Genomic DNA, 26576 nt, shown 5'->3' with positions numbered 1-26576 from the left:
GACTTCAGGTTCGTGGTCATGACGCCAGCCCCTCGGCCAGCGGTCCCAGCGCGAGCGCGGGGAAGTAGGTCAGACCGGTGACGATCAGGATCGTGCCGGTCAACAGGCCCGTGAACAGCGGCTTGTTGGTGCGCAGCGTGCCCGCCGTCTCCGGGATCGGCTTCTGCTCCGCCAGCGAGCCCGCCAGCGCGAGCACGAACACCATCGGCAGGAACCGGCCGAGCAGCATCGCCAGCCCGATCGAGGTGTTGAACCACTCGGTGTTCGCGTTCAGACCCGCGAAGGCGGAGCCGTTGTTGTTGGCGCCCGAGGTGTACGCGTACAGCACCTCGGAGAAGCCGTGCGCGCCCGAGTTGGTCATCGAGTCGCGTGTGGAGGGCATCGCCATGGCGACCGCCGTGAACCCCAGGACCAGGGCCGGGGTGATCAGGATGTAGCAGGCCGCGAACTTGATCTCGCGCGTGCCGATCTTCTTGCCCAGGTACTCCGGCGTACGGCCCACCATCAGGCCCGCCAGGAACACCGCGATGATCGCCATGATCAGCATGCCGTACAGACCCGAGCCGGTGCCGCCCGGCGCGATCTCGCCGAGCTGCATGCCCAGCATGGTGATACCGCCGCCGAAACCGGTCAGCGAGGAGTGGAAGCCGTCCACCGCGCCGGTGGAGGTGAGCGTGCTGGCGACCGCGAAGATCGAGGTGCCGCCGATGCCGAAGCGGGTCTCCTTGCCCTCCATCGCACCGCCGGCGATGTCGAACGCCGGTCCGTGGTGGGCGAATTCGGTCCACATCATGAGCGCGGTGAATCCGACCCAGATGGTGACCATCGTCGCCAGGATCGCGTACCCCTGCTTGACGCTTCCGACCATCTTCCCGAACGTCCGGGTCAGAGCGAACGGGATCACCAGAATCAGGAAGATCTCGAAGAGGTTGGAGAAGCCATTGGGGTTCTCGAAGGGGTGGGCGGAGTTGGCGTTGAAGTAACCGCCGCCATTCGTGCCCAGCTCCTTGATCGCCTCCTGCGAAGCGACAGCGCCGCCGTTCCACTGCTGCGAGCCGCCCATGAACTGACCGACCTCATGAATACCGGCGAAGTTCTGGATCGCACCGCACGCCACGAGCACGACCGCGCCGATCACCGCGATCGGCAGCAGAATACGGACCGTGCCGCGCACCAGGTCGGACCAGAAGTTGCCGAGCTCACCGGTACGGGACCGGGCGAAGCCGCGCACCAGGGCAACCGCGACCGCGATACCCACCGAGGCGGAGACGAAGTTCTGCACCGCCAGACCGCCGGTCTGCACCACGTGGCCCATGGCCTGCTCGCCCGAGTACGACTGCCAGTTGGTGTTCGACACGAACGACGCCGCCGTGTTGAACGCCTGGTCCGCCGGGATCGACACGAAGCCGAGCGAGCCGGGCAGGTGGCCCTGCATACGCTGGAGCAGATAGAGGAAGAGGACGCTGACCGCAGAGAAGGCCAGGACACCCCTCAGATACGCGGGCCAGCGCATCTGCGTGGACGGGTTGGCACCAACGGCCTTGTAGATCCATTTCTCGACGCGCAGATGCTTGTCGGAGGAGTAGACGCCGGCCATGTAGTCGCCCAGCGGCCGGTAGGACAGGCCCAGTGCCACCGCGAGCGCGGCGAACTGGAGCACACCGGAAAGAACAGGAGACATGGCGGGGCTCAGAACCTCTCCGGGTACACAAGGGCGAGGACGAGGTAACCCAGCAGGGCGACGGCCACGATCAGACCGACGATGTTCTCGGCAGTCACAGCTTCGCCACCCCCTTGGCAATGAGCGCCACCAACGCGAAAACCGCGATCGTGGTGACGACGAAGGCCAGATCGGCCATCGCGAACTCCAGAACTGGAAGATGCTCGGAAATGAGCGGGGAATGGGCGGACCTCTAGAGCAAACCTCTCCGTGCGCCCTCCGCACGTTTCGTTGACGAGCCCCTTACGGCTACTGGCGCGTCCTTGACGCCTTTCATACGCGGCTTCCCAGACGGTGGCGCGGGGCGGCGTACGAGGCGAACCGCGTCAACGAATGCCGGACGGTGTACGCGGCGTCAGGGAGCCGTATGCCCGCCGTCAGGACTCGGCGGGCGGGCGTCAACGGTTCGTCAACGGACGCCGACGGGCCCCGGCCCGGTCCCTAGCGTCTCGGGCATGAGAGCCATAGGACGACGGACACCCCGTACTGCCTCCGCGCCCGCGTACGACCGCACCTGGGCGGGTGAGGCGCGCTCGGCGGGTGGGTGCGCGGCCGTGCTGCTCGGTCTGCTGCTGCTCATCGACACCGGGGCGGGCACGCTCACGCCCTGGCGCGCCGCGCTGTGGGCGGGCCTGGCCGTACTGCTGCTCCTGGTGCTGTGGCCGGCCCGGGTGTCGGCGGCCCCGGGATCTCTGGTCGCGCGCGGGCCACTGCGGGCCCGGGCCGTGCGCACCGACCGGCTGGTGTCGGTGCGCTGGTCGGACGGGGTCGCCCAGCGCCTCGTCCTGCGCGACGCGGAGGGCGGCCGGGCCGAGATCGACCCCCGGGTGCTCGTCACCAACCCGCCGCTGTGGCGCCTGGTGGACGCGGGCGCCCGTACGAGCGTGGCGCGCGGGACGCTCCGCTGCGGCGAGACGGCCCTGCGGCAGGTCTCGGCCCGGGTCGACCGGGAGACGGCCCGGGGAGTGTTCAGGGCGTCGGGACTGGGCTAGGGCCTGTCCGGCGGATCTGGTCGCCCGCGAGGTGCCTTCGCCTTTCGGTCCTGGTGAGCGGGGTCCTGGTGCGTCCAGCTGCAAGGCGGAGGAGGGCGTCGACGCGGAGCGTCGGCAACCGACGACAACGCCGCAGATGGGCGTGCCAGGACCCCGCGTCCCAGACAAGATCCGCCGGACAGGCCCTAGGGGCCTGTCCGGGGCGGGCGCGCCGTTGTCGTGCGGGGCGACACGCCCGGCCCGTCACACTTACACGTCCCACTTCGTCAATTCCATGACAGTCGGAGCCCAGGCCACGCATCGAGTGGCAGCCAGGAGAACAGTCATGGAAGCACGGATGCCGAGCCCGGCGACGCTCGTCCCGGGGGCGATGGAGGCCGTTCGGGGACTTCAGAAGGCGACCCACAGCGCCGGAGTGCCCGCCACCACGATGCACCTCGTCCATCTGCGCGCCAGCCAGATCAACGGATGCAGCGCCTGCGTCGACTCCGGCACCCGGTACGCGATGAAGGGCGGCGAGAGCGCGGAGCGCCTGGTCGCGGTGGCCGCCTGGCGCGAGACGCCGTACTTCACGGACGCCGAGCGGGCCGCGCTGGCCCTCACCGAGTCCGTCACCCGGCTCAACGACCGCGCCGAGCCGGTCCCCGACGACGTCTGGGACGAGGCCGCCCGGCACTACGACGAGAAGCCGCTCGCGGCCCTGGTGCTGTGGATAGGCGTCAGCAACTTCTACAACCGCCTCAACGCGGCCACCCGCCAGCAGGGCGGCCAGACCTGGTGAATCCCAACTTCCGTTTGCTGTACGGGTTCTGACACTCCATTCGATCTGTTCGACCTTGGCACCCACGACGCCGGTGGGGCATGCTCGCCGAGATCGACTCCGTACGACATCCATGCGCGACGCCGAGGTGGCACGAATGGCAACCGAGACAACCACCTGCTGCATAGTCGGGGGCGGGCCGGCCGGCGCGATGCTGGGCCTGCTGCTCGCCCGGGCCGGCATCGAAGTCACGGTCCTGGAGAAGCACCGGGACTTCCTGCGGGACTTCCGCGGCGACACGATCCACCCCTCCACCCTGGACGTCCTCGCCGAGCTGGGCCTCGCCGAGCGCTTCCTGGAGTTGCCGCACCGCACCACGCCGGGGATCAACATGGTCACCGACACCCGCGACGTACTCGTCGCCGACCAGCGGCTGCTGTCCGGCACGTACCCGTACATCGCCTTCGTCCCCCAGTGGGACTTCCTCAACCTGCTCGCCGCCGAGGCCGCCAAGTACCCCAACTTCCATCTGAAGATGGGCGCGGAGGTGCACGGACTGATCCGCGAGGGCGACCGGGCCCAGGGTGTGCGCTACCGCGACGCCGAGGGCGAGCACGAGCTGCGCGCGGTCCTCACCGTGGCCGCCGACGGCCGCGACTCGGTGCTGCGCCGCCCGGCCGGGCTCGTCCCGCAGGGGTTCGGGGCGCCGATGGACGACCTGTGGTTCCGGATCCCCCGCGAGGAGAGCGACCCGCCGGACACCTTCATCCGCATGGGCCAGCAGGGCCTGCTCATCGGCATCTGCCGGGACACGTACTGGCAGTTCGCGTACGTCATCCCCAAGGGCCGGTACGCCGAGCTCCAGGCCGAGGGCATCGAGTCGCTGCGCAAGAGCGTGCGCGCGCTGCTGCCGTGGATGGGCGACCGGCCGGACAAGATCGAGTTCTCGGACGCGCGGATGCTGGAGGTCCGGGTCGAGCGGCTCAAGCGGTGGTACCGGCCGGGGCTGCTGTTCATCGGGGACGCGGCGCACGCGATGTCGCCGGTCGGCGGGTTCGGGATCAACGTCGCCGTGCAGGACGCGGTGGCCACCGCCAACCTGCTGGCCGAACCGCTGCGGCGGGGCGCGGTGAGCACCGAGGACCTGGCGGCCGTGCAGCGCCGCCGGCTGCCCCCGGTGATCGCCATCCAGCGGATGCAGATCCAGCTCCAGAACCAGCTGATCGCGCCGACGCTGCACGGCACGCGCGAGTCCAAGCCGCCGCGGTTCCTGGCGATCGCGGAGCATGTGCGGCCGATGCGGAAGCTGATCGCCCGGATGATCGGGTACGGGCCGCGGCCCGAGCACGTACGGACCCCCGAGCGGGTCTGAGTCGACGGCCGCCGTACGGGCGGGTAGGGGCGCACATCGCGCCCCTACCCGCCCGTCGGCGTTTCGGGAAATTCCACGACCGCGACACGCGACACGCAGAAAACCGGACAGACATCGGATGGACATCGGACAGATGCCGCAGAGATGCCGCAGGGATGCCGGACGGGAAAACGACAGGACCCGGTCTTTCCGTCGCAGCCCCCTGAACTCCCGGCAATTTCACGAGAGGACAACCAGCGGTAACCACAACTGCCCGTCCACAAGTGTCCAACTGCGGAAATCCCGCGCTCGCACACAGCCGTGCTAGAGCTGTTCACCAGGGGCCTGAGTGCCACTGGAGCCGCGCCCGACGGGCAAGTTGAGCGCTGCTTGACCCGCACCCGCCGCCCCGTGCTAAACCCGTAACCACTTGATAGAAGTCAGGCCAGAGAGGGATTCATGACGACCATCATCTACCCCGAGGACCGTCCCCCCGGCCGCCGCGGGTTTGAAATCGTCCTGCCGAGTGGTGCCACGGATGGCGCCGCCGCCCTCGTGGAAGGCGAGATAGCCGCCGCCACCCCCGGACCGCCGCTCCACACGCATGCCGAGTCCGACGAGACCTACTTCGTCCTGGAGGGCTCCCTGATCATGTACATCGACGGCGAGGTGACCACGCTCGGCCCCGGCGGCATGGCGCACATCTCCAAGGGCACCGAGCACACCTGGTCCACCACGGTCGAGGGCGGCTGCCACTTCCTGACGCTGCACCTGCCGGGCGGGTACGAGCTGTACCACCCGACCGCGCTCGCCGCCGAGCACGAGAAGGGCGGCCCGCTGATCCAGTCCGACCTCTTCGAGCTGGCGGCGAAGTTCGACTGGCGGATGGCGGGCACCGAGCCGCTGCGCCTCACCCCCGAGGGCGTTCTCGTCCCGGCGGGCCAGGCCGACGCGGACGCCCAGCGCCTGCTTGCCGAGTACACCACCCAGCAGCCGGTCGCTTGAGCGACTTAGGCAGCGGTTCAGGCCGCCGGAGTGTGTGAACGCCATTCTTGAGCGGTGGTGTGGGCCCGCCATGGGCTCAACACCCCTGCGGGAGGGCGCTTCCATGTGCCCCGGGCCCGTCTCTCCCCTCCGCCCCGCCCGATCGCCCAAGCGATCCGCGGGGCGGCCGCCTGTCCGGGCGTAAAAGGGGTGTGACCTGCGAAAAGTCACACCCCCAGCCCCTGTGTCGTCATGTCAGTGACGCACTTTTTCCTGCCGCTGTGGCAAGGAGACCCGCAAATGGCACTCGTCTCATCACGCTCCATCCGTCACGACCGGGCTCGGACGGCCCCGGTCACCACGATCGGTCAGAGGTAGAAACGCCATGACTCACGACACCCACGCCGGAGCCGACGCGTCCGGCGAAGCGCCGGCGCTCGACCCGCGCCGCTGGCTCGCCCTGATCATCGTTCTGGTGGCCGGGTTCATGGACATGCTCGACGTGACGATCGTCAACGTCGTCATCCCGAGCATCCAGAAGGACCTGCACGCCGACTACACCCAGATCGAATGGGTCGTGGCCGGATACGTACTGGGCTTCGCGGCCCTGCTGATCACCGGCGGGCGGCTCGGCGACATCTTCGGCCGCAAGAAGATGTTCCTGATCGGCGTGGCGGGCTTCACCATCGCCTCGACGCTCTGCGGTGTCGCCGGCGGCCCCGGCATGCTGATCGGCGCGCGCTTCTTCCAGGGCGCCATGGCCGGTCTGATGGTCCCGCAGATCCTGGCGATCATCCACGTCACGTTCCCGTCCGAGGAGCGCGGCAAGGTGCTCGGCATCTGGGGCGGTGTGCTCGGCTCGGCGTCGGTGGCCGGTCTGATCGTCGGCGGTGTGCTGGTCGACGCGAACATCGCCGACCTGGAGTGGCGTCCGATCTTCCTGGTCAACATCCCGGTCGGCATCGGCGCGCTGATCGCCGCCTGGTTCTTCGTCGGCGAGTCCAAGTCGCCCGCCGCGCCCAAGCTGGACCCGATCGGCGTGGTGATCGCCGTGACCGGCATCCTGATGCTGGTCTATCCGCTCGCCGAGGGCCGGGCGCTCGACTGGCCGGCCTGGACGTTCGTCCTGATGGGCGGCGCGGTCGTGGTCTTCGGCATCCTCGTCGTCTTCGAGCGGCACCGCACCCGGACCGTGGGCTCGCCGCTGGTGGTGCTCAGTCTGTTCAAGGAGCGGGCGTTCACCGCGGGCATGCTGGTGTGGACACTGTTCTGGATCGCGCTCGGCGGCTTCTTCCTGGTGTGGACGCTGTACATGCAGCTGGGGCTGGGCTGGTCGCCGATGCGCGCCGGTCTGACCGGCGCGGCCTTCGCGGTCGGCGCCGCCGCGGGCTCCGGCCTCGCGGTCGAGGTGTTCACCCCGCGCATCGGCCGCCTCACGCTGATCGGCGGGGCGCTCCTGAACGCGCTCGGCTTCGCCGCGTACATCTTCGTCGCCCACCACTACGGTCCGGACATCCCGTCCTGGCAGATGATCGCGCCGCTGGTGGTGACCGGCTTCGGCTTCGGTCTGGTGGTCGCCCCGATGATCGACGCGATCCTCACCAAGGTGCCCGCCAAGGACGCGGGCTCCGCCTCCGGTCTGCTCGGCACCACCCAGCAGGTCGGCATGGCGCTCGGCGTCGCCCTGGTCGGCGTGCTCTTCTTCGGCCATCTGTCCAGCGACTCCGACCACGGCGTCGACAAGGTCACTCCGGCCCTGCGCCAGGAGCTGGTGACCGCCGGGGTCCCGGCGGGCGGCGTCGACGACATCGTCAACGGCTTCCGGGCGTGTGTGCACGACAGGTCGGCCGAGTCGGACCCGACCAAGGTCCCGGCCAGCTGTCAGCCCTCCTCGGTGCCGGGCGCCGACAAGGTCCAGCCGATCCTGACCAGGCAGGGCCAGGAGGCCGTCAGCCACAACTTCGTCAAGAGCTTCGACCTCAGCCTCTGGTACGGGGTCGGGATCCTGGTGCTGGTGGCGCTCGGCATGTTCGCGCTGCCCCGCGAGGTGCACGCGCGCGACCTGGACGCGGAGCTGGAGGCGCTGGGCGAGCCCGTCGCCCGAGGCGTGTGACGCCGGCGTGAGGCTGCTCTGATCAGGCTCCCCGTGGGCGTACGAAGGGCCGTCAGGCCGACGCGCGCTTGCGGGGGGCCGTCTTCTTCGCGGCCTTCTCGGCCGTGGTGGCGGTGGACTTCTTGGCGCCCGTGGCGGAGGCCTTGGGGGACGCCGCCGACTTCTTGGCGGCGGTCTTCGACGTCGACTTGGTCGCGCTCTTGGCCGAAGTGGTCTTGGTGGCGGTCCTGGTGGCGGTCCTGGCCGCGGTCTTCGTGGCCGCCTTCGCGGTCTTCTTCGCCGGGGCCGTCTTGCGGGCGGCCGTCTTGCGCGGCTTGAGTTCGGTGACCTCGGCCGGCTCCGCCGCCTCCTCGCCGCGCGCCTCCTTCGCCGCGCGCACGCTCTTCTCCAGCGCGGCCATCAGATCGATGACCTTGCCGCCGCCCTTGGTCTCCGGGGCCTCGGCCGGGGGCAGCGCGCCGCCCGCCTTGGAGGCGATGAGGGACTCCACGGCCTCCCGGTAGTCGTCGTGCAGCGAGTCGACGTCGACCTCGCCGAGGGTGTCCATCAGGGCGTCGGCCAGATCGAGCTCGGCGTCGCGGACCTTCACCCCGCTGTCCGGGGCGACGCCCTCGGGGGCGCGGATCTCGTCCGGCCACAGCAGCCCGTGCATGGCGATGACGTCGTCCACGACCCGCAGCATCCCGAGCCGCTCGCGCCCGCGCAGCGCGAACTTGGCGACGGCCACCTTCCGGCTCCGCTTGAGCGCCTCCCTGAGCAGGGTGTACGGCTTGGCCGCCGGGACACCGCTGGCACTCAGGTAGTACGCCGTGTCGATCTGGAGCGGGTCGATGGAGTCGGCCGGCACGAACGCGACGATCTCGATGGTCTTGGCGGTGGGCAGCGGCAGCGCGGCCAGGTCGTCGTCGGTGATCGGAACCAGCGACCCGTCCGCGTCCTCGTACGCCTTGCCGATCTCGGACGTCTCCAGCTCCTCGCCGTCCAGCTCGCACACCTTGCGGTAGCGGACCCGTCCGCCGTCCTCCGTGTGGATCTGCCGGAACGAGATCGAGTGGCTCTCGGTGGCGTTGAAGAGCTTGATCGGAATACTGACCAGCCCGAATGAGATCGCACCATTCCATATGGATCGCACTCTTCATCCCCTCTGCCGGTATTAGTGGGATTCTCATCGTATGACGCCGATCACATGGGTGGAGGGGCGGCGGATCGCGCTCTCCCGCCTGGAGAAGGTGCTGTATCCGGCGACCGGCACCACCAAGGGCGAGGTGCTGCACTACTACGCCTCCGTCGCCGGGGCTCTCCTCGCCCATCTGCACAACCGGCCGGTGTCGTTCCTGCGCTACCCGGACGGCCCCGACGGCCAGCTCTTCTTCACCAAGAATCCCCCGCCCGGCACACCCTCCTGGGTGACCACGGCCCCGGTGCCGCGCTCCGAGGACAGCGAAGCGCGCCAGGTGACGGTCCCGGACCTGTCGACCCTGATGTGGGCGGCCAACCTGGTGGTGGAGTTCCACACCCCCCAGTGGCAGGCGGACGCGCCCGCGCGGGCCGACCGGATGGTCTTCGACCTGGACCCCGGGGACCCGGCGACGGTGGTGGAGTGCTGCGCGGTGGCGCGGTGGCTGCGCGAGCGCCTGACGGCGGACGGCCTGCACGCGTACGCGAAGACCTCCGGCTCCAAGGGCCTGCACCTGCTGGTCCCGCTGGAGCCGACCCCGTCCGAGCGGGTCTCCCAGTACGCGAAGGAGCTGGCGAAGGAGGCGGAGGCGGCGCTCCCGGACCTGGTCACGCACCGCATGGCGAAGGTGTTGCGCCCCGGCAAGGTGTTCGTCGACCACAGCCAGAACGCGGCGGCGAAGACGACGGCGACGCCCTACACGCTCCGGGCGAGGGAGCGGCCGACGGTGTCGGCGCCGGTGTCGTGGGACGAGGTGGAGTCCTGCCGCAGGGCTGATGATCTGGTCTTTTTGCTGGGCGACATGGAACCGCGCCTGTCGAGGGACGGAGACCTGCTGGGGCCCCTGATCAACCTCAACCGGGCGGGGCGGCTGCCGTGAGCGTGCGGCCGCCGGTGCGGGTGGCGCTGGCGCAGTCCGTACGGGAGCTGCCGCGCGGGCCGGGCTGGTGGTACGAGCCGAAGTTCGACGGCCACCGGATGGTGGTGTTCCGGGAGGCGGACGGGGTGGTGCTCCAGGCCCGGTCGGGGCGGATCGTGACGGCCGCGTTCCCCGACCTGGTGGCGGCGGCGCTGGCGGTGCCGGCGGGGTGCGTGTTCGACGGGGAGGTCGTGGTGTGGACGGGCGGCCGCACGGACTTCGCGGCGGTGCAGCGCCGGGCGGCGGCGACGCCGGGCCGGGCCGGTCTCCTCGCGGCCCGGCTGCCGGCGTCGTACGCGGCGTTCGACGTCCTCGCCGACGGGGGCGAGGACGTGCGGCGCCTGCCGTACGGGGAGCGCCGGGCCCGACTGGTGTCCCTGCTGGACCCCTTGGGCCCCCCGCTCCAGCCGGTCCCGGCGACTCGCGATGTGGAGACGGCCCTCACCTGGTACGAGACGCTCCCGGCGAGCGGGATCGAGGGCCTGGTGGCCAAGCGGGACGACTCCCCGTACCAGGGCGGCAGACGCGCGTGGCGCAAACTGCGGCACACGGAGACGTGGGAGGGGGTGGTGGTGGGGTACGTGGGGTCCGCGCGGCGCCCCAGCGCGCTGGTCCTGGTGCTGCCGGGGGACGACGAGGTGACGGTCTCCACGCCGCTGTCGTCGTCACTGCGGGCGGAGGCGGGCCGGGCCCACTTGCCGCCTTCGGCTCCTACCCGTACGGCTGTGGCGCCGGGGTGGGGGGAGGTGGGGTACACGTCGGTGGACGGGGGTGGGGTGTTGGCGGAGGTGGAGCGGGGGTCCGCGCGGCTGGGGGTGACAACGGTGCTGCGCCTGCGGCAGTCTCCACCGGTTTGAGCCCCCACCCCGCCCCTTCCCTAAACCCTCCGGGGGTGGGTGGGGGGTGAGGACGGCTCTCCCGGGGCTGCGCCCCCGAACCCTCTTTTGTCTGCGGGTCGGATGTGGCTGGTCGCGCAGTTCCCCGCGCCCCTTAGGTAACTCCGGCCCCGGCGGCACGAAAGTCAGCCCCTCCGGCGTCTGAGGAGTGGGGTGCCCTAAGGGGCGCGGGGAACTGCGCGACCAGCCAGCCACGGTCCGCAGACGAACGGGGGTCCGGGGCGGAGCCCCGAAGCGGGGTGAAGGGGCCGCAGGCCCCGCAAAAGGGGTCCGGGGGCGCAGCCCCCGGGAGACCACCCCCACCCCCACCCACCCCCGGAGGGTCTAGGTGAAGGGGCGGGGTGGGGGCTCAAACCCTCAGCCACGTCCGGCGGTCCCGCGCCGTCCAGTACAGCCCCTCCACATCCGCCGGCTTCAGCACCCCACCCAGCCGCGCCAGACCGGGAAGCTCCGCGTCGCGCAGGACCCGTACGTCCCGCGGCGGGGCGGCCAGCTCGACGCGGTCGGAGTCCGCCACCACCAACACCCCCCGCACCCCCGCCGCCAACGCCAGCGACGCCCGTTCCGCGTCCCGCCGGACCCACCGCAGTACCGGCGCCGGCGCGGAACGGCCGACCCCGACCTGGGGGTCGGCGATCCGCACCCGGTGCCGGTGCGCCGCGAGCGTACGGACCGTGAGCACCCCGGCCGGGCCGATCGCCAGGTGGTCGAGGCGGCCGTCACCGGGCAGCGGCACCGAGTGCAGGATCCGCCACCCCGCCCCCTCCAGCGCGTCGAGGCCCGCCCCCACCCGCTCCTGCGCCGCGAGCAGGACACGGCGCGGGTCCTCGCGGAAGCGGCGCGCCGGGCCCGCGTGTTCCAGTTCCCCGAGGAGCGCCTCGCCGGGGCGGTTCGGCGCCAGGTCGTCGTCGGGGTGGAGGGAGAGCCGGGCCAGGTCGGCGGAGGTCGGTACGGGCGGCGGGCCGACCGTCACCTCGCCCACGACGAAGGGCGCGAGCGCGGCCAGGACGGCGTCGCGGCACTCTTCCAGGAGCAGGCTGACCCGCCCGCTGTCCCTGTCGTACCAGGCGGCGCTCCTGCCGTCCGGGAGGCTGACGTACAGCCGTGCCCGTCCGTGCCGGTGCACCGGTGTCACCCGCAGTCCCGACATCCCGCATCACCCCCACGCCCATGGGAACAGCACCGGCCGCGCAGGGCAATATCGCGGCTCGTATAGTGCGAGCCGCTACTGCGCGCACACGCGCCGCTTTACCTCGGGAGGGGAAGTCCGATGCTCATTTGGGGCACCAAGGGATATCTGTACCAGCTCGCCATGATGACGCTCGTCTGCGGGAACTGCGGCAATCCGGCCGCTCACGGCCTGCGCAAGTACGTCACCAAGTTCACGCTGTTCTTCATCCCGCTCTTCCCGGTCTCCACCAAGTACCGCACGCAGTGCACCTTCTGCGGCATGGAGCAGCAGATCACCAAGGAAGCGGCCGAGCAGCTGCTCGCGTCGGCCGCCGGGCCGCAGCCGGGCCACCAGCCGCAGCCGCAGCCGCAGCCGGGCCAGATGCAGGGACAGGCTCCCGGGCAGAACCCCTACCAGCAGTAACGACGCCGTCGCCGCGGTTATGGACAGCTGTTACAAGGCCGGGAAAGCTCCGCAACACCGCCCGCCTAGCGTGGTGGCCATGACTGCGTCCACGCCCTCCCGCCCCCGTCCGCGCCGCACGGCCCGGCTCGCGGCCGCCGCCGCGCTCGCCCTCGCCGTGGGCGGCGGGCTGGCAGCCTGCGGCTCGGGTTCGTCCGGGGCCAAGGCTCCCGACGTCACCGTCCAGAACGCCACCACCACACAGGCCCGCCAGCAGGTGGGCCCGCTGAAGGCGGCCGAGCCGACCCGGGTGGTCATCCCGTCGGCGGGCGTCGACGCGAGCCCGGTGCTGCGTCTGGGTGTGGACGAGAAGCAGGAGCTGGAGGTGCCCCCGGTCGACAAGGCGGAGCTGGCGGGCTGGTACACCGGCAGTGTCACGCCCGGCGAGAAGGGCGCGTCCGTGATCGTGGCGCACTACGACACCGCGAAGGGCCCGGCCCTGCTGCGCGATGTGAAGAAGATGCACGTGGGGGACGTCATCGAGGTCGGCAGGGCGGACGGTTCCACCGCCGTCTTCCGGATCCGCGAGACTCAGCAAGTGGACAAAACAGACTTCCCTACGAATAAGGTTTACGGAAAGACCGACCGTCCGGAACTCCGCCTCATCACCTGCGGCGGCCCGATCAAGAACGGCCACCGCTCGGCCAACATCATCTTCTACGCCGATCTGGTGAAGGTGAAGTAGCCGGGGGCGGTGCCGTTCCCGGTGCCGCCGTCCGCACGACAGGAGCACCTTGACCCGCCACCGCCGCCCCGCCCGCGCAGCACTTCTGCTGCTCGCCGCCGGCGCCGCAGCCCTGCTGCTCTCCGGCTGCGGCAACGCGGGCAGCCTGGAGGGTGCGGGTGCGACTCCCACGGCGGTCGGCCCGGTCCATCTGTGGCCCGATCTGCCCAAGCCCACGACGACGCCCATGGACTTCGGCGAGGGCCAGACGGAACGGGTGCCCGGCATCAAGGTGCCGGGCGGCGACGTCCGCACCCTCGACCCGGTCGCGGTCGTCCAGGCCGAGGTACGGGCCCACCCCGACCAGTACACGGGCACCGACGGGCTCTACGAGGAAACGGTTCGCCAGCTCAATCAGTGCCGCCAGAAGCCGAAGGGCTGCCCGGTGCTCAAGGCGTACTACCGCGATCTGACCGGCGACGGCAGGGACGAGCTGATCCTCGGCATCAAGATGCCCGAGCAGCAGCTGGCCGTGCGCTGCTACATGCCCGACCGCGGCGCCCTCACCCGGATCATGTCCACCTCGGACCAGCTGATCCGCGTGGAGCTGGCCGGGCGGGACGTCATCCTGCACTCGGTCTCGGCGGGCATCCCGGGGTACGAGTACCGCACGGCCTGGTCGTGGGACGACCACCAGCACGCGATGCTGCCCACCCGTGACGAGATCATCCGGGTGGAGCCGAAGCGCTCCCCCAATCCCCTGCCCCACCCCAAGACCTCCGGCCCGTCGCCGCGCGCCTCCGCGAGCACCCGGTGAGAGGGCCCCGGCTGCCCGCCTGGACGGCGACGCTCACCTGGAAGGCCGCGGTCTTCATCACCGTGATGTGCTGCGCGCTCGCGGCGCTGCTCGGTGTGCTCGTCCACGCCTCGGTGACCCGGCAGACCGTCGGCCAGGCCCGCGACAAGGCGCTGGACAAGCTGGAGGACGTCTCGCGCGCGTACGAGGCGGGCGAGCCGCTGCCGCCGGGCTCGGGCCTCGACCCGCGGGACCTGCCCGCCTCCCTGCGCGAGCTGGCCGTCTCCGGCAAGCGCGGCACGGTCGTCGCCGACGACCGGGGCCGCCCGACCATGTGGGCGGCGGGTCCGGCCGACGGCCGCGCGATCGCGGTCTCGATCGACTACAGCCAGAGCGCCCGCACCATCACGGGCCTGGACCAGGCGATCCTCGGCTCCTCCATCCTCGCCATCGGCGCCACCCTCCTGGTCGGCGTCTTCGGCGTCACCCGGGTCACCCGCCGGCTGCACCAGACGGCGACGGTGGCCCGCCGGATCGGCGCGGGCGACCTGGACGCCCGGGTCAACGACCCCCGCACGAAGGACCCTTCGCGCCCCCAGGACGAGGTGGCCACGGTCGCCGGGGCGCTCGACACCATGGCCGGGACGCTCCAGAACAAGCTGCTGAGCGAACAGCGCTTCACCGCGGACGTGGCCCACGAGCTGCGCACGCCGCTGACCGGTCTGCACGCGGCCGCCGAACTGCTGCCCGAGGGGCGGCCCGCCGAGCTGGTACGGGACCGGGTGAAGGCGATGCGCTCGCTCACCGAGGACCTCCTGGAGATCTCCCGCCTGGAGGCGGGCAGCGAGCGGGTCGACCTGGACCTGGAGCAACTGGGGCCGCTGGTGGAGCGCGTGGTGCGGGCCTCCGGGACGCACACCGAGCTGGTGATCGTCCGCGACACCTGCGTGGAGACCGACAAGCGCCGCCTGGAGCGGGTCCTGGCCAACCTCCTGGGCAACGCCCACAAGCACGGCGCGCTCCCGGTGGAGCTGCGCGTGAACGGCCCGGTGGTGACGGTGCGGGACCACGGCGCCGGCTATCCCGCGTATCTGCTCGACCACGGCCCCCAGCGCTTCAGGACCGAGGGCGGCAGCAAGGGGCACGGGCTCGGCCTGACCATCGCGGCCGGGCAGGCCTCGGTCCTCGGGGCCCGGCTGAGCTTCGCCAACGCGTCGGACGGCGGCGCGCTGGCGCGGCTGACCCTGCCGGAGTACGTGGACCCGGACGGCGCGCCGGAGGGCCCCGGGCACCCGGACGGGCAGGCCGGGACGGGTGGCGAGAGCGCGGCGCGTACCCCGTCCGGCGGTCCTCGCACCCCTTAGCGCTTTGCGGTCGGCAAGAAGCGAACCTAACGTGAGCGGGGCGAGCCAAGGGCCGTGGAACACGGCCCTCCTCTCCCCAGGAGGCACTGTGTCCCCCCGTTCTCCGCTTGCCCTGTTGGGTCTGTGCGTGGCCACCGGGGCGGTCGCCGCCCTCGCGGCGGCCGGCCCCGCGACCGCCGAGGAATCCGTCAACAACGACTACCGGGGCCGGGTGACGGCCAAGTCCGGCCTGCTGCTCAGGGACAAGCCGACCCGTAGCAGCCGCATCATCGGCAAGGCGCCGTTCGGGTCGATCGTCCACATCTTCTGCAAGACCCGCGGCGACAGCGTCGAGGGCAACAACCGCTGGTACCTGCTGACCGACGGCACCTGGGCGTGGGGGGCGGCGTTCTACATCGACAACATCGGCCCGGTGCCCCGCTGGTGCTGAGCCGTCACCTCACAGCCCCAGCAGCTTCGCCTTCGCGGCTGTGAACTCCTCGGGAGTGAGCAACCCCTGCTGGGCCAGCCGCCCCAGCTGAGTCAGCCGGTCCACCAGGGCGGCGTCGCCGGGCCCGGGGGCCCCTGGCGGCGCCCCGGCGGCGGGCGCGGGCTTCGCGGGGCGCGGGCCGCCCACCAGGAGGCCGCGCAGCAGCGGGGCGCCGGACGGGCGCACCACGGGTCGTACCGCCGCTCGGGCGGGCCGGATGAACATGGCTCAGCCTTCCTCTCGTACGGCCTGGGCCCGTGCGGCCAGGGCCGCCCTGACCTCCTCCAGGCGCTCCGGCGGGATCCGCACCGACCCGGCGACGTGCCCGCCCGCGGCCCGCACCCCCTTCGCCGCCTCCTCGGCCCACAGGTGCTCGATCAGGACCACCAGCGCGCAACTGCCCAGGTCGAGCAGGTCCGCCGCCTCCTTGACGTCCTCCGGCCCGATCAGCCGCTCGGTGCCCTCGCCGACCAGCACCCCGGCGAGCTCCTCGAACTCGTCGAACTCGGCGGTGAGCACCTCGCCGGCCGCGGTCCTGGTGACCACCAGCGCGTCGACCATCCGTACGGCGCGGGATCTGCGCACCCCCACGAGCGAGTCGACGGCCTGCACCCGAAGCTGCTCCTCGGGGAAGGCGAGGACGATGAACTCCACGGGCCCCATGGCCGTACTCCTCAGTGACGGTCCGCCAGTTTCCCGCCCACGGTTTCCCGCCTCGGCGTTCCCACCCCTCGGCACACTATGACATAAGGGACATAAGCGCTCTCGCTTGCTACGTTGCCCGACATGACCGCACCGACGGCCGCGGACGAGCCGCCGCCCGCCCTGCGCCTCCCCAAACGCCGGGGCGTCGAGCTGACGCTGCTCGTCGGCGCCGTCCTCGCCTCGGTCTACGGGTACGCGGGCGTCGGCCTCGCCAAGAGCGGCGCCGTCCCGCCCGACGCGGCCCGCCACGGCGCGGGGCTCGGGCTGCTCGCCCTCCTCGCCCATCTCGCGGTCCGCCGCCGCGCCCCGCACGCCGATCCGCTGCTGCTGCCCATCGCGGTGCTGCTCAACGGGCTCGGCCTGGTCCTGATCTACCGCCTCGACCTGGAGACCCCGCACAGCGCGGCCGCCGCCACCCAGCTCGTCTGGTCCACGATCGGCGTCGGGCTCTTCATCGCGGTCGTCCTGGCCCTGCGCGACCACCGCGTCCTGCAGCGGTACGCCTACCTCTCGGCCGCCTCCGCCCTGGTCCTGATGGTGGTGCCGATCCCGTTCCCCGCCGTGAACGGCGCCAAGATCTGGATCCGGGCGGGCGGACTCTCCTTCCAGCCGGGCGAGTTCGCCAAGATCCTCTTCGCGGTCTTCTTCGCCGGATACCTGGCCGCCAACCGCAACGCGCTCGCGTACACCGGCCGCCGCTTCTGGCGGCTGCAACTGCCCACCGGCCGGGTGCTCGGCCCGATCGTGGCGATCTGGGTGCTCAGCGTCGGCGTCCTGGTCCTGGAGCGCGACCTCGGCACCTCACTGCTCTTCTTCGGCCTCTTCGTGATCATGCTGTACGTGGCGACGGGCCGCACCGGCTGGATCGCGGTCGGGCTGCTCCTGGCGGCCATCGGCGCGGCGGCCGTCGGCGCGCTGGAGCCGCACGTCCACGGCCGGGTGCAGGACTGGCTCCACCCGTTCGCCTCGATCGACGCGGGCCAGGGCCCCGACCAGCTCGCCCAGTCGCTCTTCGCCTTCGCGGCGGGCGGCATGTTCGGCACCGGCCTCGGCGCCGGCCACTCCATCCTGATCGGGTTCGCCGCGAAGTCCGATTTCATCCTGGCGACGGCGGGCGAGGAGCTGGGCCTGGCGGGGCTGACGGCCGTCTTCCTGCTGTACGCGCTGCTCGTCGCCCGGGGCTACCGCGCCGCCCTCGCACTGAGCGACGCGTTCGGGCGGCTGCTCGCCGTCGGGCTCGCCTCGATCCTCGCCCTCCAGGTGTTCGTGATCGCGGGCGGGGTGACGGGGCTGATCCCGCTCACCGGCATGGCGATGCCGTTCCTGGCCCAGGGCGGCTCCTCGGTGGTCACCAACTGGGTGATCGTGGCGCTCCTCATCCGGGTCAGCGACAGCGCGCGCACCCCGCACCCGGCCGTGGAGACCGGCACGATCGCCCCCGTCCGGACGGGAAGCCGATGATCCGCTACATCCGGCGGGCCGCCGCCTGCTGTCTGGTCCTGCTGGTGGCGCTGCTGGTCAACGCGGCCCGCGTGCAGGTCTTCCAGGCCGACGCGCTCGACGACAACCCGGCCAACCGCCGTACCACGCTGGCCCGTTACGGCCAGCCGCGCGGCGACATCCTGGTGGACGGCGACGCGGTCACCGACTCCAAGGACACCGGGCAGCCGCTGCGGTACGAGCGCACGTACACCGACGGGCCGCTCTATGCCCCCATCACCGGATACGCCTCGCAGGTGTACGGCACGACGCTCGTCGAGGCCGCCGAGGACCCGGTGCTCTCCGGCACCTCCCCGCTGCTCACCCCGCTGTGGGGCGGCCTCACCCGCAAACGGCGGCCCGGCGGCGACGCGGTCACCACCATCAGGGCCACCGTGCAGCGGGCCGCCTACCGGGGGCTGGCGGGAAAGCGGGGCGCGGTCGCCGCCGTGGAGCCGGCCACCGGCAGGATCCTCGCGCTGGTCAGCAGCCCCTCGTACGACCCGGGGAGGCTGTCGGGGACCGGGCGGGCGGTCAAGGGCGCCTGGTCCGCGCTGAACGCGGACCCCGACCAGCCGATGCTCGACCGGGCGATCCGGCAGACCTATCCGCCGGGCTCCGCCTTCAAGATCGTGACCGCCGCGGCCGCGCTCGACGCGGGCGCGGTGACCGATGTGAACGCGCCGACCACCACACCCGACCCCTATGTCCTGCCCGGCACCAGCACCACGCTGCCCAACGAGGCGGACGGCTGCGGCAAGGCCTCGCTCGCGTACGCCGTGGTCGTCTCCTGCAACACGGTGATGGCGCACCTGGGGGTGAAGGTGGGGCTGTCCGGGATGCTGGAGGCGGTGGGCCGGTTCGGCTTCAACGACACACGGCTGCGGATCCCGTCCGGGGTGGCCAAGTCCAACTTCGACAAGAAGATGGGCCCGGACCAGCTGGCGCTCTCCTCCATCGGCCAGTTCGACACCACGGCGACGCCCCTGCAGATGGCGATGGTCGCGGCGGCGGTGGCCAACGGCGGGGAGCTCAAATACCCGTACCTGGTGGAGCGTACGACCACCGCGCGCGGCACGACCATCGCCCAGAACGGCCCCCGCACCTACCGCCAGGCGATGAACCCGGCCACCGCGGCGCAGCTCCAGCAGCTGATGGTGGACGTGGTGGAGAAGGGCACGGGCACCAACGCGGCGATCCCCGGGGCGAAGGTGGGCGGCAAGACCGGCACCGCGCAGAACGGCGTGGGCAACCGGGGCCATCCGTACGCCTGGTTCATCTCCTGGGCCCAGGCCGCCGACGCGGGCCAGCCCGCGGTGGCGGTGGCGGTGGTCGTCGAGGACGCGGAGGCCAACCGCGCCGACATCAGCGGCGGCGGCGACGCGGCCCCGATCGCCAAGGCGGTGATGGAGGCGGCACTGGCCGGGTGAGCGCCGCCTCCGAGGACGTCGCGGTCAGCCCGCCGCGCCCTCCGTGATCATCTCCGCCACCTCCGCGACCCGGGCCGTCTCCTCCAGGGCGAACCGGTCTCGGTCCAGTTGCTCCGCGATCTCCTCGTCCTCGGCCATCAGCAGGTCGAGGTTGGAGTCGCCGAGTTCGAGGACGCCCATGTCCACGTACGCCTGCTGGAGGCGCTTGCCCCACAGGCCGATGTCCTTGACGCAGGGGACGATGCGGCTGAACAGCAGCTTGCGGAACAGGTGCAGGAACTCGTTCTGCTCCGAGAACTCCTCGGCCTCCGCCTTGGAGATGCCGAAGTTCTCCAGGACCTCGACCCCGCGCAGCCGGTCGCGCATCAAGTAGCAGCCCTCGATGACGAATTCCTCGCGCTCGCGCAGCTCCGCGTCGCTGAGCTGCTTGTAGTAGTCGCGCAGGGCCATCCGCCCGAACGCCACATGCCGGGCCTCGTCCTGCATCACGTACGCCAGGATCTGTTTGGGCAGCGGCTTGTCGGTGGTGTCGCGGATCATGCCGAACGCGGCGAGCGCGAGGCCCTCGATGAGGACCTGCATCCCGAGGTAGGGCATGTCCCAGCGCGAGTCGCGCAGGGTGTCGCCGAGCAGCCCCTGGAGGTTGTCGTTGACCGGGTAGAGCATCCCGATCTTCTCGTGCAGCAACCGGCCGTAGATCTCGGCGTGCCGGGCCTCGTCCATGGTCTGGGTGGCGGAGTAGAACTTCGCGTCCAGGTCCGGTACCGACTCCACGATCCGCGCCGCGCACACCATCGCGCCCTGCTCGCCGTGGAGGAACTGGCTGAACTGCCAGGAGGCGTAGTGCCTGCGCAGCTCGCCCTTGTCCTTCTCGGTCATCTTGGCCCAGTGGCGCGTCCCGTACAGGGTCAGCGACTCGTCGGGCGTCCCCAGCGGGTCGTACGGGTCGACCTCGATGTCCCAGTCGATCCGTTTGGCGCTGTCCCACTGCTTGTCCTTGCCCTTCTGGTAGAGGGCGAGAAGTCGCTCGCGTCCGTCGTCATAGTCCCAGCTGAAGCGGGCCGCTCCCGAGGCCGGGACCTCCCAGAGGGGGTCTTGTGGGCCGTTCACATACAGGTCGTGCGTCGACACGTGCGGCTCCTTCGTCTCGCGGAACTGCCGGATTCGCCTCGCTGAACTTCCTGACTGACCGTTACACGCTGGTTCATTGGCAGGCTCACACGTTGGTAGACGCCGGGTCAACAAGTCGGGCCGAAGGGATTGACGCGCTTGCTGACAAGCAGTCTCATAAGACTTGACCGCCGGTAACCCCCTTCGAGGCCGACTCTCACCGAGGTGCCCCACCGATGACGACCGTGACGACAAGCGAAGTGCTCCGCGACGCGCTCGGACTGCTCCGGGACCGCGAGGAGGTCGCCGAGCGGCTCCTCGCGTCGTCCGCCAAGCACTCCTTCGACCCCGACAAGGAACTGGACTGGGACGCGCCGCTGGAGGACGGCAAGTGGTTCTGGCCCCCCGAGCTGCTCTCCCTCTACGACACCCCGATGTGGCGCAAGATGTCCGAGGAACAGCGCCAGGAGCTGTCCCGCCACGAGGCCGCCTCGCTCGGCTCGCTGGGCATCTGGTTCGAGATCATCCTGATGCAGCTGCTCGTGCGACACATCTACGACAAGCCCGTCACCAGCAACCACGTCCGCTACGCGCTCACCGAGATCGCCGACGAGTGCCGCCACTCGATGATGTTCGCCCGCATGATCGAGAAGGCCGGATCGCCCACCTACCCGGTCCCCCGGCTCTACCACAACCTCGCGCGCGTCCTGAAGACCGTCTCCACCACCCCCGGCTCCTTCGCGGCCACCCTGCTCGGCGAGGAGATCCTCGACTGGATGCAGCGGCTGACCTTCCCGGACGACCGGGTGCAGACCCTGATGCGCGGCGTCACCCGCATCCACGTGGTCGAGGAGGCCCGCCATGTCCGTTACGCCCGCGAGGAGTTGCGGCGCCAGATGGTCACCGCGCCCGCCTGGGAGCGGGAGCTGACCAGGGTCAGCTGCGGCGAGGCGGCCCGCGTCTTCTCCACCTGCTTCGTCAACCCACAGGTGTACGAGAACGTGGGCCTGGACCGCCGGGAGGCCGTCGCCCAGGTGAAGGCCAGCGGCCACCGCCGCGAGGTCATGCAGAACGGCGCCAAGCGGCTCACCGACTTCCTCGACGACATAGGCGTGCTGCGCGGCGTGGGCCGCCGGCTGTGGCAGAGCTCGGGGCTGCTGGCCTGACGCGCCCCGCGTGCCCTTCACCGAGCCCTTCGCCGGGCCCGCCCCTCCCGGCCAACCGCACGCGAGCACCGGTCTGAAGCACCGACCCGGGGATTACGCTGCCCGTATGACCTCACCGGCCGCCACCCCCGCGTACCGCAGGCTCAGCGTCGAGGAGCGCCGCACCCAGCTCCTCGACGCCGCGCTGTCGCTCTTCGCGCACCGGGCACCGGAAGACGTCTCGCTCGACGACGTCGCCGAGGCGGCCGGGGTCTCGCGCCCGCTGGTCTACCGCTACTTCCCCGGCGGCAAGCAGCAGCTGTACGAGGCGGCGCTGCGCTCGGCCGCCGACGAGCTCGAACTCTGCTTCGCCCAGGCCCAGAGCGGCCCGCTCACCCAGCGCCTGACCCACGCCCTGGACCGCTACCTCGCGTTCGTCGACGAGCACGACGCCGGGTTCTCCGCCCTGCTCCAGGGCGGCAGCGTCGCCGAGACCTCCCGGACGACCGCGATAGTCGACGAGGTGCGCCGGGCCGCCGCCGAGCAGATCCTCCTCCACCTGGGGGTGGAGAGCCCGGGTGCACGGCTGCGGATGATGGTGCGCACCTGGATCGCGGCGGTCGAGGCAGCCTCCCTGATCTGGCTCGACGAGGAGAAGCAGCCGCCGCTGCCGGAGCTGCGCGACTGGCTCGTCGACCACCTGGTGGCCCTGTTCACCGCGACCGCCGCCACCGACCCGCAGACGGCCGCCGCGGTCCGGGCCGCACTGGCCCTGGAGTCGGCCGAAGGCCCGGCCGGACTCCTCGCCCGCCGGGTGATCCCGGTCCTCTCCGAAGCCACCCACCTGCTGTGACGCGCGCGACGCGGACCGCCGGTGTGACACTTGAGGCGTGCAGAGCGAGAACACCCTCTTTGTGGGCGGGCCCCTCGACGGGCGCGTCCTGCCCGTACTGATCGGCCCCACGGGCAAGCCTCCCCAGTGGTACGAGATCCCGGTGCCAGACGCCGACGGCGGTCCGCCGGCCGTCCACGCCTACCGTCTCGAACCCGCCGGGCACAGCAAGCGGCTCGGGCTGCCGCGCGGCTGGAAGTACACCTACGCCCCCGAGGGCCGCGAGCCGCGCCGCTGGCCCTGGAGCAAGCCGAAGCCCCCGGCGTAGGTGCGCGCTCACGGTGCCGGTGGGGCGCGATAAGCTCGCTGGTCCACGCCGTGCCGCAGGGGGAGTTGACCATGGAGGCGCTGACCGCCGAGGAACCGCGCGAGCTCGGTCCGTACCGGATGCGGGCCAGGCTGCGCGAGACCGGCACCGCCCGGGTCTATCTCGCCCACGGGGCGGACGGGCGCGGGGTCTCCGTCACCGCCGCCCGCCCCGACCTGGCCGCGCTGCCCGCCTTCCGCAGCCGTTTCCGCGCCGAGGCGCAGGCGGCCGAGCGGCTGGCCGGGCCCTGGGTGCCGCCGGTGCTCGCCACCGGCCCCGAGGAGTGGCTGCCGTGGCTGGCCACCCCGTTCACGGCAGCGCTCACCCTCGCCGAGGCGGTGGCGCTGGCCGGACCGCTGCCCGAGCGGGCCGTGCGCACCCTGGGCGCGGCGCTCGCCGCCACCCTGGAGCGCGCGCACGCGGTGACCGGCGAGGCCTTCCAGGGCCTGGGCCCCGACGTCGTACTGCTCACCGCCGACGGGCCGCTGGTCACCGCCTTCGGCGTGCTCGGCGGCGCCAGCGCGGCGAGCGCCGGGGAGGGCGGGCGGCTCGGCGTGACCGTCGGCTATCTGACGCCGGAACAGGTCGCCGGGGAGAAGCCCGGCCCGGCCGCCGACGTCTTCATGCTGGGCATGCTCCTCGCGTACGCGGCCGGGGGCGCGGGCCCGTTCGACTCCGGCCCGGCCGACGCGGCCGCCCACCGCATCGCGCACTCGGTCCCGGACCTCACCCCGGTCCCGGCCGCCCTGCGCCCCCTGCTCGGCCGCTGTCTGGCCAAGGCGCCCGGGGCGCGCCCGGCTCCGGCCGAGGTGGCCGCCGAGCTGCTCCCCGGCGGGGCGGCCCCGGCACCGGGCGCGGGGTGGCTGCCGCCGCGCGTGACGGCCGCGATCGCCGAACGGGCCACGCAGGCCCAGGAGTTGCCGGGCGCGGTGGTGGCGGACCGAGTACCGGAGCCCGCCGCTCCGCTCCCGCTCCCCGCGCCGGGGCTCAACGGGCACCCGGCCGCCGCCGCTCCCCCGCAGCCCGCCTGGCCGTCGCCGCAGCCCCTTCCCGTACAACCGGAACGGGCTCCCGACACGGCCCGCCCCGCCCCCAAGGCCCTCTCCCGGCTCGCCGCCGACCGGCGGGGGCTGTTGACCGCCGGGCTCGCCGCGGTGGCCGGGCTCGCGGTCGGCGCGGCCGGGGTGCTGGCGTTCGACGGGGACGACGGGGACGGCAAGGCCCCCGCCGCCGACAGCAAGCCCGCCGCCCGCCCGCAGCCGGTGCCCGGCGCGCCCCCGGCCGCCCGCTGGGGCTACGCGGTACCGGGTGGCAAGCTCCTCGGCACCCCGCTGGTGCAGGGCGCGGTCCTGGTCGTGCCCGGCGCCGCGCCCACCGGCGTCGACCTGCGCACCGGCAAGCAGCTGTGGACCCGCCCCGAGCTGGCCGGTCTCGCCCAGCTCCAGCCGGCGGGCCCGGACGCGGCGGTGGCGTTCGGCGTCGGCCCCACCGACTTCACCTGGTTCGCGGTGGCGGACGGTGCGATCCGCCAGAAGGTGGCGTACGCACAGCTCGCGCCCGGCATGGGCACCCCCCAGGTGCGCGCGCACGACGGCACGACGGTGTGGTTCACGGCCACGGTCGGCAAGGACACCGCGCTGTACGCGTACGACATCGCGACCCGCACCACGCTGTGGCGCCGCCCGCTCGGCCGGGGCGAGACGTTCGAGTGGGCGACCGCCGTAAACGGCCGACTGATCGCGCGGCGCCCCGCCCCGAGCCCGCCGAAGGGCGCCAAGCAGGTGCTCGCGCAGTTCTTCGCGGTCGACCCGAAGACGGGCAAGGACCTGTGGGCGCGGTCGTACGGGGCGGTGCTGCCCACCGACGGGGCGGTGCTGTCGCCCGACGGCACACTGCTGACCACGGCGGGCGGCGGCCTCCAGGCGTTCGACCTGGAGACGACGAAGCTGCGCTGGCAGCGGGGCAAGGGCGCGGGGTCGTACGGAACCCCCGTGCTGAGCAAGGGAGTTGTGTACGCCCCCGACACCACCACCAAGGTGGCGGCGGTCGCCGCGGCGGACGGCCGGGAGAGGTGGGTCGGCTCGACGGACCTGGCGCCGAACGCCCCGGTGGAGACCCGCACGGTGGCGAGCGCGTCCGGCAGTACGGTCCTGGCCCTCGACCCGTTCCAGGTGACGGCGCTGGACGCGGCGAGCGGCGAGCGGCTGTGGAAGTTCCAGGACGCGGGCAGCAAGGAGCAGTCGGCGGACCGGGGCACCTATCGGGCGGTGGCGGCGGGCGCGGACACGGCGGTGGTGTGGCACGGGGCAACGCTGTACGCGCTGCCGGTGCGATAGCCGGACTCCCCGTACGCACAGGACGGGTGCGGGAGCAAGCGCCCGCACCGGAGTACGGCCGTACGGGGGACGGATCCGCACCATTCACCCGACTCGGCGGGCCGCGGCCCGGACCACCGTGCCACCATCCGACCGGAGGTGAGCACGTGTCAGACAGATCGTTGCGTTCAGTGTGCACGGCGGCGGCCGTCGCGGCGGCGCTCGTGTCGGCCGTCCCCACGGCGCAGGCCGCACCCACTCCACCGGAGAGTTCGGTGACCGGTCTGCTGACGCAGATGCAGACGCTGTACCGGCAGGCCGAGGAGGCGTCCGAGGCGTACAACGCGGCCGAGGAGCAGCTGAAGCGGCGCAAGGCGGAAGAGAAGAAGGTCGCGGCCGGGCTGACGAAGGCGCGGGTCGCGCTGGCGGAGAGCCGGCAGGCGGCTGGCCGACTGGCCCGGGAGCAGTACCAGGGCCGCAGCGAACTCTCCACGTACATGCAGCTGTTGCTGGCCAGGGACCCGCAGGGGGCACTCGACCAGGGGCACCTCATGCGGCGGGCGACCGACGAGCGCCGGGCGTCCGTCGCCCGGCTCGCGCGGACGGAGAAGCAGGCGGACGGTCTCGCGCGGGCGGCGCGCAAGGCGCTGGACGAGCAGGCCCTGCTGGCCGCGCGCCAGCGGCGGGCGCGGGACGAGGTACGGAACCGGCTGAAGGACGTGGAGGGCCTGCTGGCGTCGCTGAGCGAGGACCAACTCGTCGAGCTGGCCCGCCTGGAGCGGGACGGCATGGCGAAGGCACAGCGGGATCTGCTGGCCACGGGGGCGCTGAGCGGGGTGCGGGCGCCGTCGGAGGAGGGCGAGCAGGCGCTGCGGTACGCGGTCGGACAGCTCGGCAAGCCGTATGTGTGGGGGGCGGAGGGGCCGGGGTCGTACGACTGCTCGGGGTTGACCTCGCAGGCGTGGGCGCATGCGGGGCGGGCGATTCCGCGCACCAGCCAGGAGCAGTGGGCGTCGCTGCCGCGCGTCCCGCTCCGGTCGCTGCGGCCCGGGGACCTGGTGGTGTACTACCCGACGGCGACGCATGTGGCCATGTACCTGGGCGACGGTCTGGTGGTCCAGGCTCCGCGCCCCGGCACCCGGATCAAGGTCTCCCCGATCGCGTCGAACCCCCTCCTGGGCGCGGTCCGGCCCGATCCGGGGGTGGGGGCGCTGCGGTCCTATCGGCCGCCGAGGTTGCCGGTGGGGGCGGCGGGGGTGGGGGCGGACTCGGACGAGGGCTACGGGTCGGATGCCCCTCCGGGGGATTAGCCCCACCCCGCCCGTTCCCTAAAGCCCTGGGCGGGCGGCCGGGTG

The 26576-nt window shown here is 72.1% G+C and carries 26 protein-coding genes; 19 read left to right on the top strand and 7 right to left on the bottom strand.

Features of this window, described 5'->3' with window-relative positions; genetic code table 11:
- Nucleotides 1-16: 16 nt before the first annotated feature.
- Nucleotides 17-1681, bottom strand: a complete 1665-nt coding sequence (kdpA, locus tag OG965_RS27495; protein WP_371654730.1) for a potassium-transporting ATPase subunit KdpA — start codon at nucleotides 1679-1681, stop codon at nucleotides 17-19.
- Nucleotides 1682-1689: 8 nt separating this feature from the next.
- Complete coding sequence (kdpF, locus tag OG965_RS27490; protein WP_063801986.1) at nucleotides 1690-1779, bottom strand: K(+)-transporting ATPase subunit F; 90 nt, start codon at nucleotides 1777-1779, stop codon at nucleotides 1690-1692.
- A gap of 396 nt (nucleotides 1780-2175) precedes the next feature.
- Here kdpF and OG965_RS27485 point away from each other — a divergent pair, with 396 nt between their 5' ends.
- From OG965_RS27485 to OG965_RS27465, 5 genes are all read left to right on the top strand, one after another.
- The gene (locus tag OG965_RS27485; protein ID WP_371654729.1) at nucleotides 2176-2712 is read left to right on the top strand and encodes a hypothetical protein; all 537 of its coding nucleotides are present in this window, start codon (nucleotides 2176-2178) and stop codon (nucleotides 2710-2712) included.
- 325 nt (nucleotides 2713-3037) lie between these two features.
- Entirely contained in the window at nucleotides 3038-3493 is a 456-nt protein-coding gene (locus tag OG965_RS27480) for a carboxymuconolactone decarboxylase family protein (protein ID WP_371654728.1), read from the top strand.
- Nucleotides 3494-3629: 136 nt separating this feature from the next.
- Nucleotides 3630-4844 carry an FAD-dependent oxidoreductase gene (locus OG965_RS27475; protein WP_371654727.1) on the top strand — a complete coding sequence of 405 codons (1215 nt, stop codon included), beginning with the start codon at nucleotides 3630-3632 and terminating at the stop codon, nucleotides 4842-4844.
- A 438-nt stretch (nucleotides 4845-5282) separates the two neighbouring features.
- The gene (locus OG965_RS27470; RefSeq protein ID WP_371654726.1) at nucleotides 5283-5828 is read left to right on the top strand and encodes a cupin domain-containing protein; all 546 of its coding nucleotides are present in this window, start codon (nucleotides 5283-5285) and stop codon (nucleotides 5826-5828) included.
- 364 nt (nucleotides 5829-6192) lie between these two features.
- Complete coding sequence (locus OG965_RS27465) at nucleotides 6193-7920, top strand: MFS transporter (protein ID WP_371654725.1); 1728 nt, start codon at nucleotides 6193-6195, stop codon at nucleotides 7918-7920.
- 52 nt (nucleotides 7921-7972) lie between these two features.
- Here the strand turns inward: OG965_RS27465 and OG965_RS27460 are convergent, their stop codons facing one another.
- The gene (locus tag OG965_RS27460; RefSeq protein WP_371654724.1) at nucleotides 7973-9052 is read right to left on the bottom strand and encodes a Ku protein; all 1080 of its coding nucleotides are present in this window, start codon (nucleotides 9050-9052) and stop codon (nucleotides 7973-7975) included.
- A 40-nt stretch (nucleotides 9053-9092) separates the two neighbouring features.
- Between OG965_RS27460 and ligD the strand changes: the two genes are divergently transcribed.
- Together ligD and OG965_RS27450 are read left to right on the top strand one after the other, a co-directional pair.
- The gene (ligD, locus tag OG965_RS27455; protein WP_371654723.1) at nucleotides 9093-9977 is read left to right on the top strand and encodes a non-homologous end-joining DNA ligase; all 885 of its coding nucleotides are present in this window, start codon (nucleotides 9093-9095) and stop codon (nucleotides 9975-9977) included.
- Nucleotides 9974-10873, top strand: coding sequence for an ATP-dependent DNA ligase (locus OG965_RS27450; protein WP_371654722.1), 900 nt, complete (start codon nucleotides 9974-9976; stop codon nucleotides 10871-10873). The genes ligD and OG965_RS27450 overlap by 4 nt, the downstream gene beginning before the upstream one ends.
- 388 nt (nucleotides 10874-11261) lie before the next feature.
- On the opposite strand, the gene OG965_RS27445 is transcribed toward OG965_RS27450, so the two are convergent.
- Entirely contained in the window at nucleotides 11262-12062 is an 801-nt protein-coding gene (locus OG965_RS27445; protein WP_371654721.1) for a nuclease-related domain-containing protein, read from the bottom strand.
- Between the two features lie 120 nt (nucleotides 12063-12182).
- Here OG965_RS27445 and OG965_RS27440 point away from each other — a divergent pair, with 120 nt between their 5' ends.
- The 5 genes from OG965_RS27440 (at nucleotide 12183) to OG965_RS27420 (ending at nucleotide 15799) form a co-directional block, all read left to right on the top strand.
- Nucleotides 12183-12506 (top strand): zinc-ribbon domain-containing protein, encoded by a 324-nt coding sequence (locus tag OG965_RS27440; protein WP_371654720.1) that lies wholly within the window; start codon nucleotides 12183-12185, stop codon nucleotides 12504-12506.
- Between the two features lie 79 nt (nucleotides 12507-12585).
- Nucleotides 12586-13230 (top strand): class F sortase, encoded by a 645-nt coding sequence (locus OG965_RS27435; RefSeq protein ID WP_371654719.1) that lies wholly within the window; start codon nucleotides 12586-12588, stop codon nucleotides 13228-13230.
- Between the two features lie 49 nt (nucleotides 13231-13279).
- Nucleotides 13280-14026 (top strand): hypothetical protein, encoded by a 747-nt coding sequence (locus tag OG965_RS27430; RefSeq protein ID WP_371654718.1) that lies wholly within the window; start codon nucleotides 13280-13282, stop codon nucleotides 14024-14026.
- The gene (locus tag OG965_RS27425) at nucleotides 14023-15369 is read left to right on the top strand and encodes an ATP-binding protein (protein ID WP_371654717.1); all 1347 of its coding nucleotides are present in this window, start codon (nucleotides 14023-14025) and stop codon (nucleotides 15367-15369) included. The genes OG965_RS27430 and OG965_RS27425 overlap by 4 nt, the downstream gene beginning before the upstream one ends.
- Nucleotides 15370-15457: 88 nt before the next feature.
- Nucleotides 15458-15799, top strand: coding sequence for an SH3 domain-containing protein (locus OG965_RS27420; protein WP_371654716.1), 342 nt, complete (start codon nucleotides 15458-15460; stop codon nucleotides 15797-15799).
- Nucleotides 15800-15808: 9 nt separating this feature from the next.
- Here the strand turns inward: OG965_RS27420 and OG965_RS27415 are convergent, their stop codons facing one another.
- Nucleotides 15809-16063 carry an SHOCT domain-containing protein gene (locus tag OG965_RS27415; protein ID WP_371654715.1) on the bottom strand — a complete coding sequence of 85 codons (255 nt, stop codon included), beginning with the start codon at nucleotides 16061-16063 and terminating at the stop codon, nucleotides 15809-15811.
- Nucleotides 16064-16066: 3 nt separating this feature from the next.
- On the bottom strand, nucleotides 16067-16501 hold the full coding sequence (locus OG965_RS27410; RefSeq protein WP_371654714.1) for a DUF6325 family protein: 435 nt from the start codon (nucleotides 16499-16501) through the stop codon (nucleotides 16067-16069).
- A 123-nt stretch (nucleotides 16502-16624) separates the two neighbouring features.
- Between OG965_RS27410 and OG965_RS27405 the strand changes: the two genes are divergently transcribed.
- Complete coding sequence (locus OG965_RS27405) at nucleotides 16625-18004, top strand: FtsW/RodA/SpoVE family cell cycle protein (protein WP_371654713.1); 1380 nt, start codon at nucleotides 16625-16627, stop codon at nucleotides 18002-18004.
- Complete coding sequence (locus OG965_RS27400) at nucleotides 18001-19452, top strand: penicillin-binding transpeptidase domain-containing protein (protein WP_371654712.1); 1452 nt, start codon at nucleotides 18001-18003, stop codon at nucleotides 19450-19452. The genes OG965_RS27405 and OG965_RS27400 overlap by 4 nt, the downstream gene beginning before the upstream one ends.
- A gap of 24 nt (nucleotides 19453-19476) precedes the next feature.
- On the opposite strand, the gene OG965_RS27395 is transcribed toward OG965_RS27400, so the two are convergent.
- Nucleotides 19477-20583, bottom strand: a complete 1107-nt coding sequence (locus OG965_RS27395) for a ferritin-like domain-containing protein (RefSeq protein WP_371654711.1) — start codon at nucleotides 20581-20583, stop codon at nucleotides 19477-19479.
- A gap of 215 nt (nucleotides 20584-20798) precedes the next feature.
- Here OG965_RS27395 and OG965_RS27390 point away from each other — a divergent pair, with 215 nt between their 5' ends.
- The 5 genes from OG965_RS27390 to OG965_RS27370 all read left to right on the top strand — a co-directional run bounded on the left by OG965_RS27390 (nucleotide 20799) and on the right by OG965_RS27370 (nucleotide 26531).
- Nucleotides 20799-21728, top strand: coding sequence for a diiron oxygenase (locus OG965_RS27390; RefSeq protein ID WP_371654710.1), 930 nt, complete (start codon nucleotides 20799-20801; stop codon nucleotides 21726-21728).
- A gap of 106 nt (nucleotides 21729-21834) precedes the next feature.
- Nucleotides 21835-22560, top strand: coding sequence for a TetR/AcrR family transcriptional regulator (locus tag OG965_RS27385; protein ID WP_371654709.1), 726 nt, complete (start codon nucleotides 21835-21837; stop codon nucleotides 22558-22560).
- Nucleotides 22561-22597: 37 nt separating this feature from the next.
- The gene (locus OG965_RS27380; RefSeq protein WP_371654708.1) at nucleotides 22598-22867 is read left to right on the top strand and encodes a hypothetical protein; all 270 of its coding nucleotides are present in this window, start codon (nucleotides 22598-22600) and stop codon (nucleotides 22865-22867) included.
- A gap of 71 nt (nucleotides 22868-22938) precedes the next feature.
- Nucleotides 22939-25242: a PQQ-binding-like beta-propeller repeat protein gene (locus OG965_RS27375; protein WP_371654707.1), complete on the top strand. Its 2304-nt coding sequence runs from the start codon at nucleotides 22939-22941 to the stop codon at nucleotides 25240-25242.
- A 146-nt stretch (nucleotides 25243-25388) separates the two neighbouring features.
- Entirely contained in the window at nucleotides 25389-26531 is a 1143-nt protein-coding gene (locus OG965_RS27370) for an NlpC/P60 family protein (protein WP_371654706.1), read from the top strand.
- The last annotated feature ends 45 nt before the right edge of the window (nucleotides 26532-26576 follow it).

This window comes from Streptomyces sp. NBC_00224 (genome assembly GCF_041435195.1).
In the GTDB taxonomy this organism is placed as follows: domain Bacteria; phylum Actinomycetota; class Actinomycetes; order Streptomycetales; family Streptomycetaceae; genus Streptomyces.
This window is presented reverse-complemented; position numbering and strand designations above follow the sequence as displayed.

Coding starts and splice junctions, on each gene's coding strand:
- OG965_RS27435 (WP_371654719.1), top strand. CDS start 12,586: ATGACTGCGTCCACGCCCTCCCGCCCCCGTCCGCGCCGCACGGCCCGG.
- OG965_RS27440 (WP_371654720.1), top strand. CDS start 12,183: ATGCTCATTTGGGGCACCAAGGGATATCTGTACCAGCTCGCCATGATG.
- OG965_RS27445 (WP_371654721.1), bottom strand. CDS start 12,062: ATGTCGGGACTGCGGGTGACACCGGTGCACCGGCACGGACGGGCACGG.
- OG965_RS27465 (WP_371654725.1), top strand. CDS start 6,193: ATGACTCACGACACCCACGCCGGAGCCGACGCGTCCGGCGAAGCGCCG.
- OG965_RS27410 (WP_371654714.1), bottom strand. CDS start 16,501: ATGGGGCCCGTGGAGTTCATCGTCCTCGCCTTCCCCGAGGAGCAGCTT.
- kdpA (WP_371654730.1), bottom strand. CDS start 1,681: ATGTCTCCTGTTCTTTCCGGTGTGCTCCAGTTCGCCGCGCTCGCGGTG.
- ligD (WP_371654723.1), top strand. CDS start 9,093: ATGACGCCGATCACATGGGTGGAGGGGCGGCGGATCGCGCTCTCCCGC.
- OG965_RS27390 (WP_371654710.1), top strand. CDS start 20,799: ATGACGACCGTGACGACAAGCGAAGTGCTCCGCGACGCGCTCGGACTG.
- OG965_RS27400 (WP_371654712.1), top strand. CDS start 18,001: ATGATCCGCTACATCCGGCGGGCCGCCGCCTGCTGTCTGGTCCTGCTG.
- OG965_RS27470 (WP_371654726.1), top strand. CDS start 5,283: ATGACGACCATCATCTACCCCGAGGACCGTCCCCCCGGCCGCCGCGGG.
- OG965_RS27375 (WP_371654707.1), top strand. CDS start 22,939: ATGGAGGCGCTGACCGCCGAGGAACCGCGCGAGCTCGGTCCGTACCGG.
- OG965_RS27385 (WP_371654709.1), top strand. CDS start 21,835: ATGACCTCACCGGCCGCCACCCCCGCGTACCGCAGGCTCAGCGTCGAG.
- OG965_RS27475 (WP_371654727.1), top strand. CDS start 3,630: ATGGCAACCGAGACAACCACCTGCTGCATAGTCGGGGGCGGGCCGGCC.
- OG965_RS27415 (WP_371654715.1), bottom strand. CDS start 16,063: ATGTTCATCCGGCCCGCCCGAGCGGCGGTACGACCCGTGGTGCGCCCG.
- OG965_RS27405 (WP_371654713.1), top strand. CDS start 16,625: ATGACCGCACCGACGGCCGCGGACGAGCCGCCGCCCGCCCTGCGCCTC.
- OG965_RS27485 (WP_371654729.1), top strand. CDS start 2,176: ATGAGAGCCATAGGACGACGGACACCCCGTACTGCCTCCGCGCCCGCG.
- OG965_RS27480 (WP_371654728.1), top strand. CDS start 3,038: ATGGAAGCACGGATGCCGAGCCCGGCGACGCTCGTCCCGGGGGCGATG.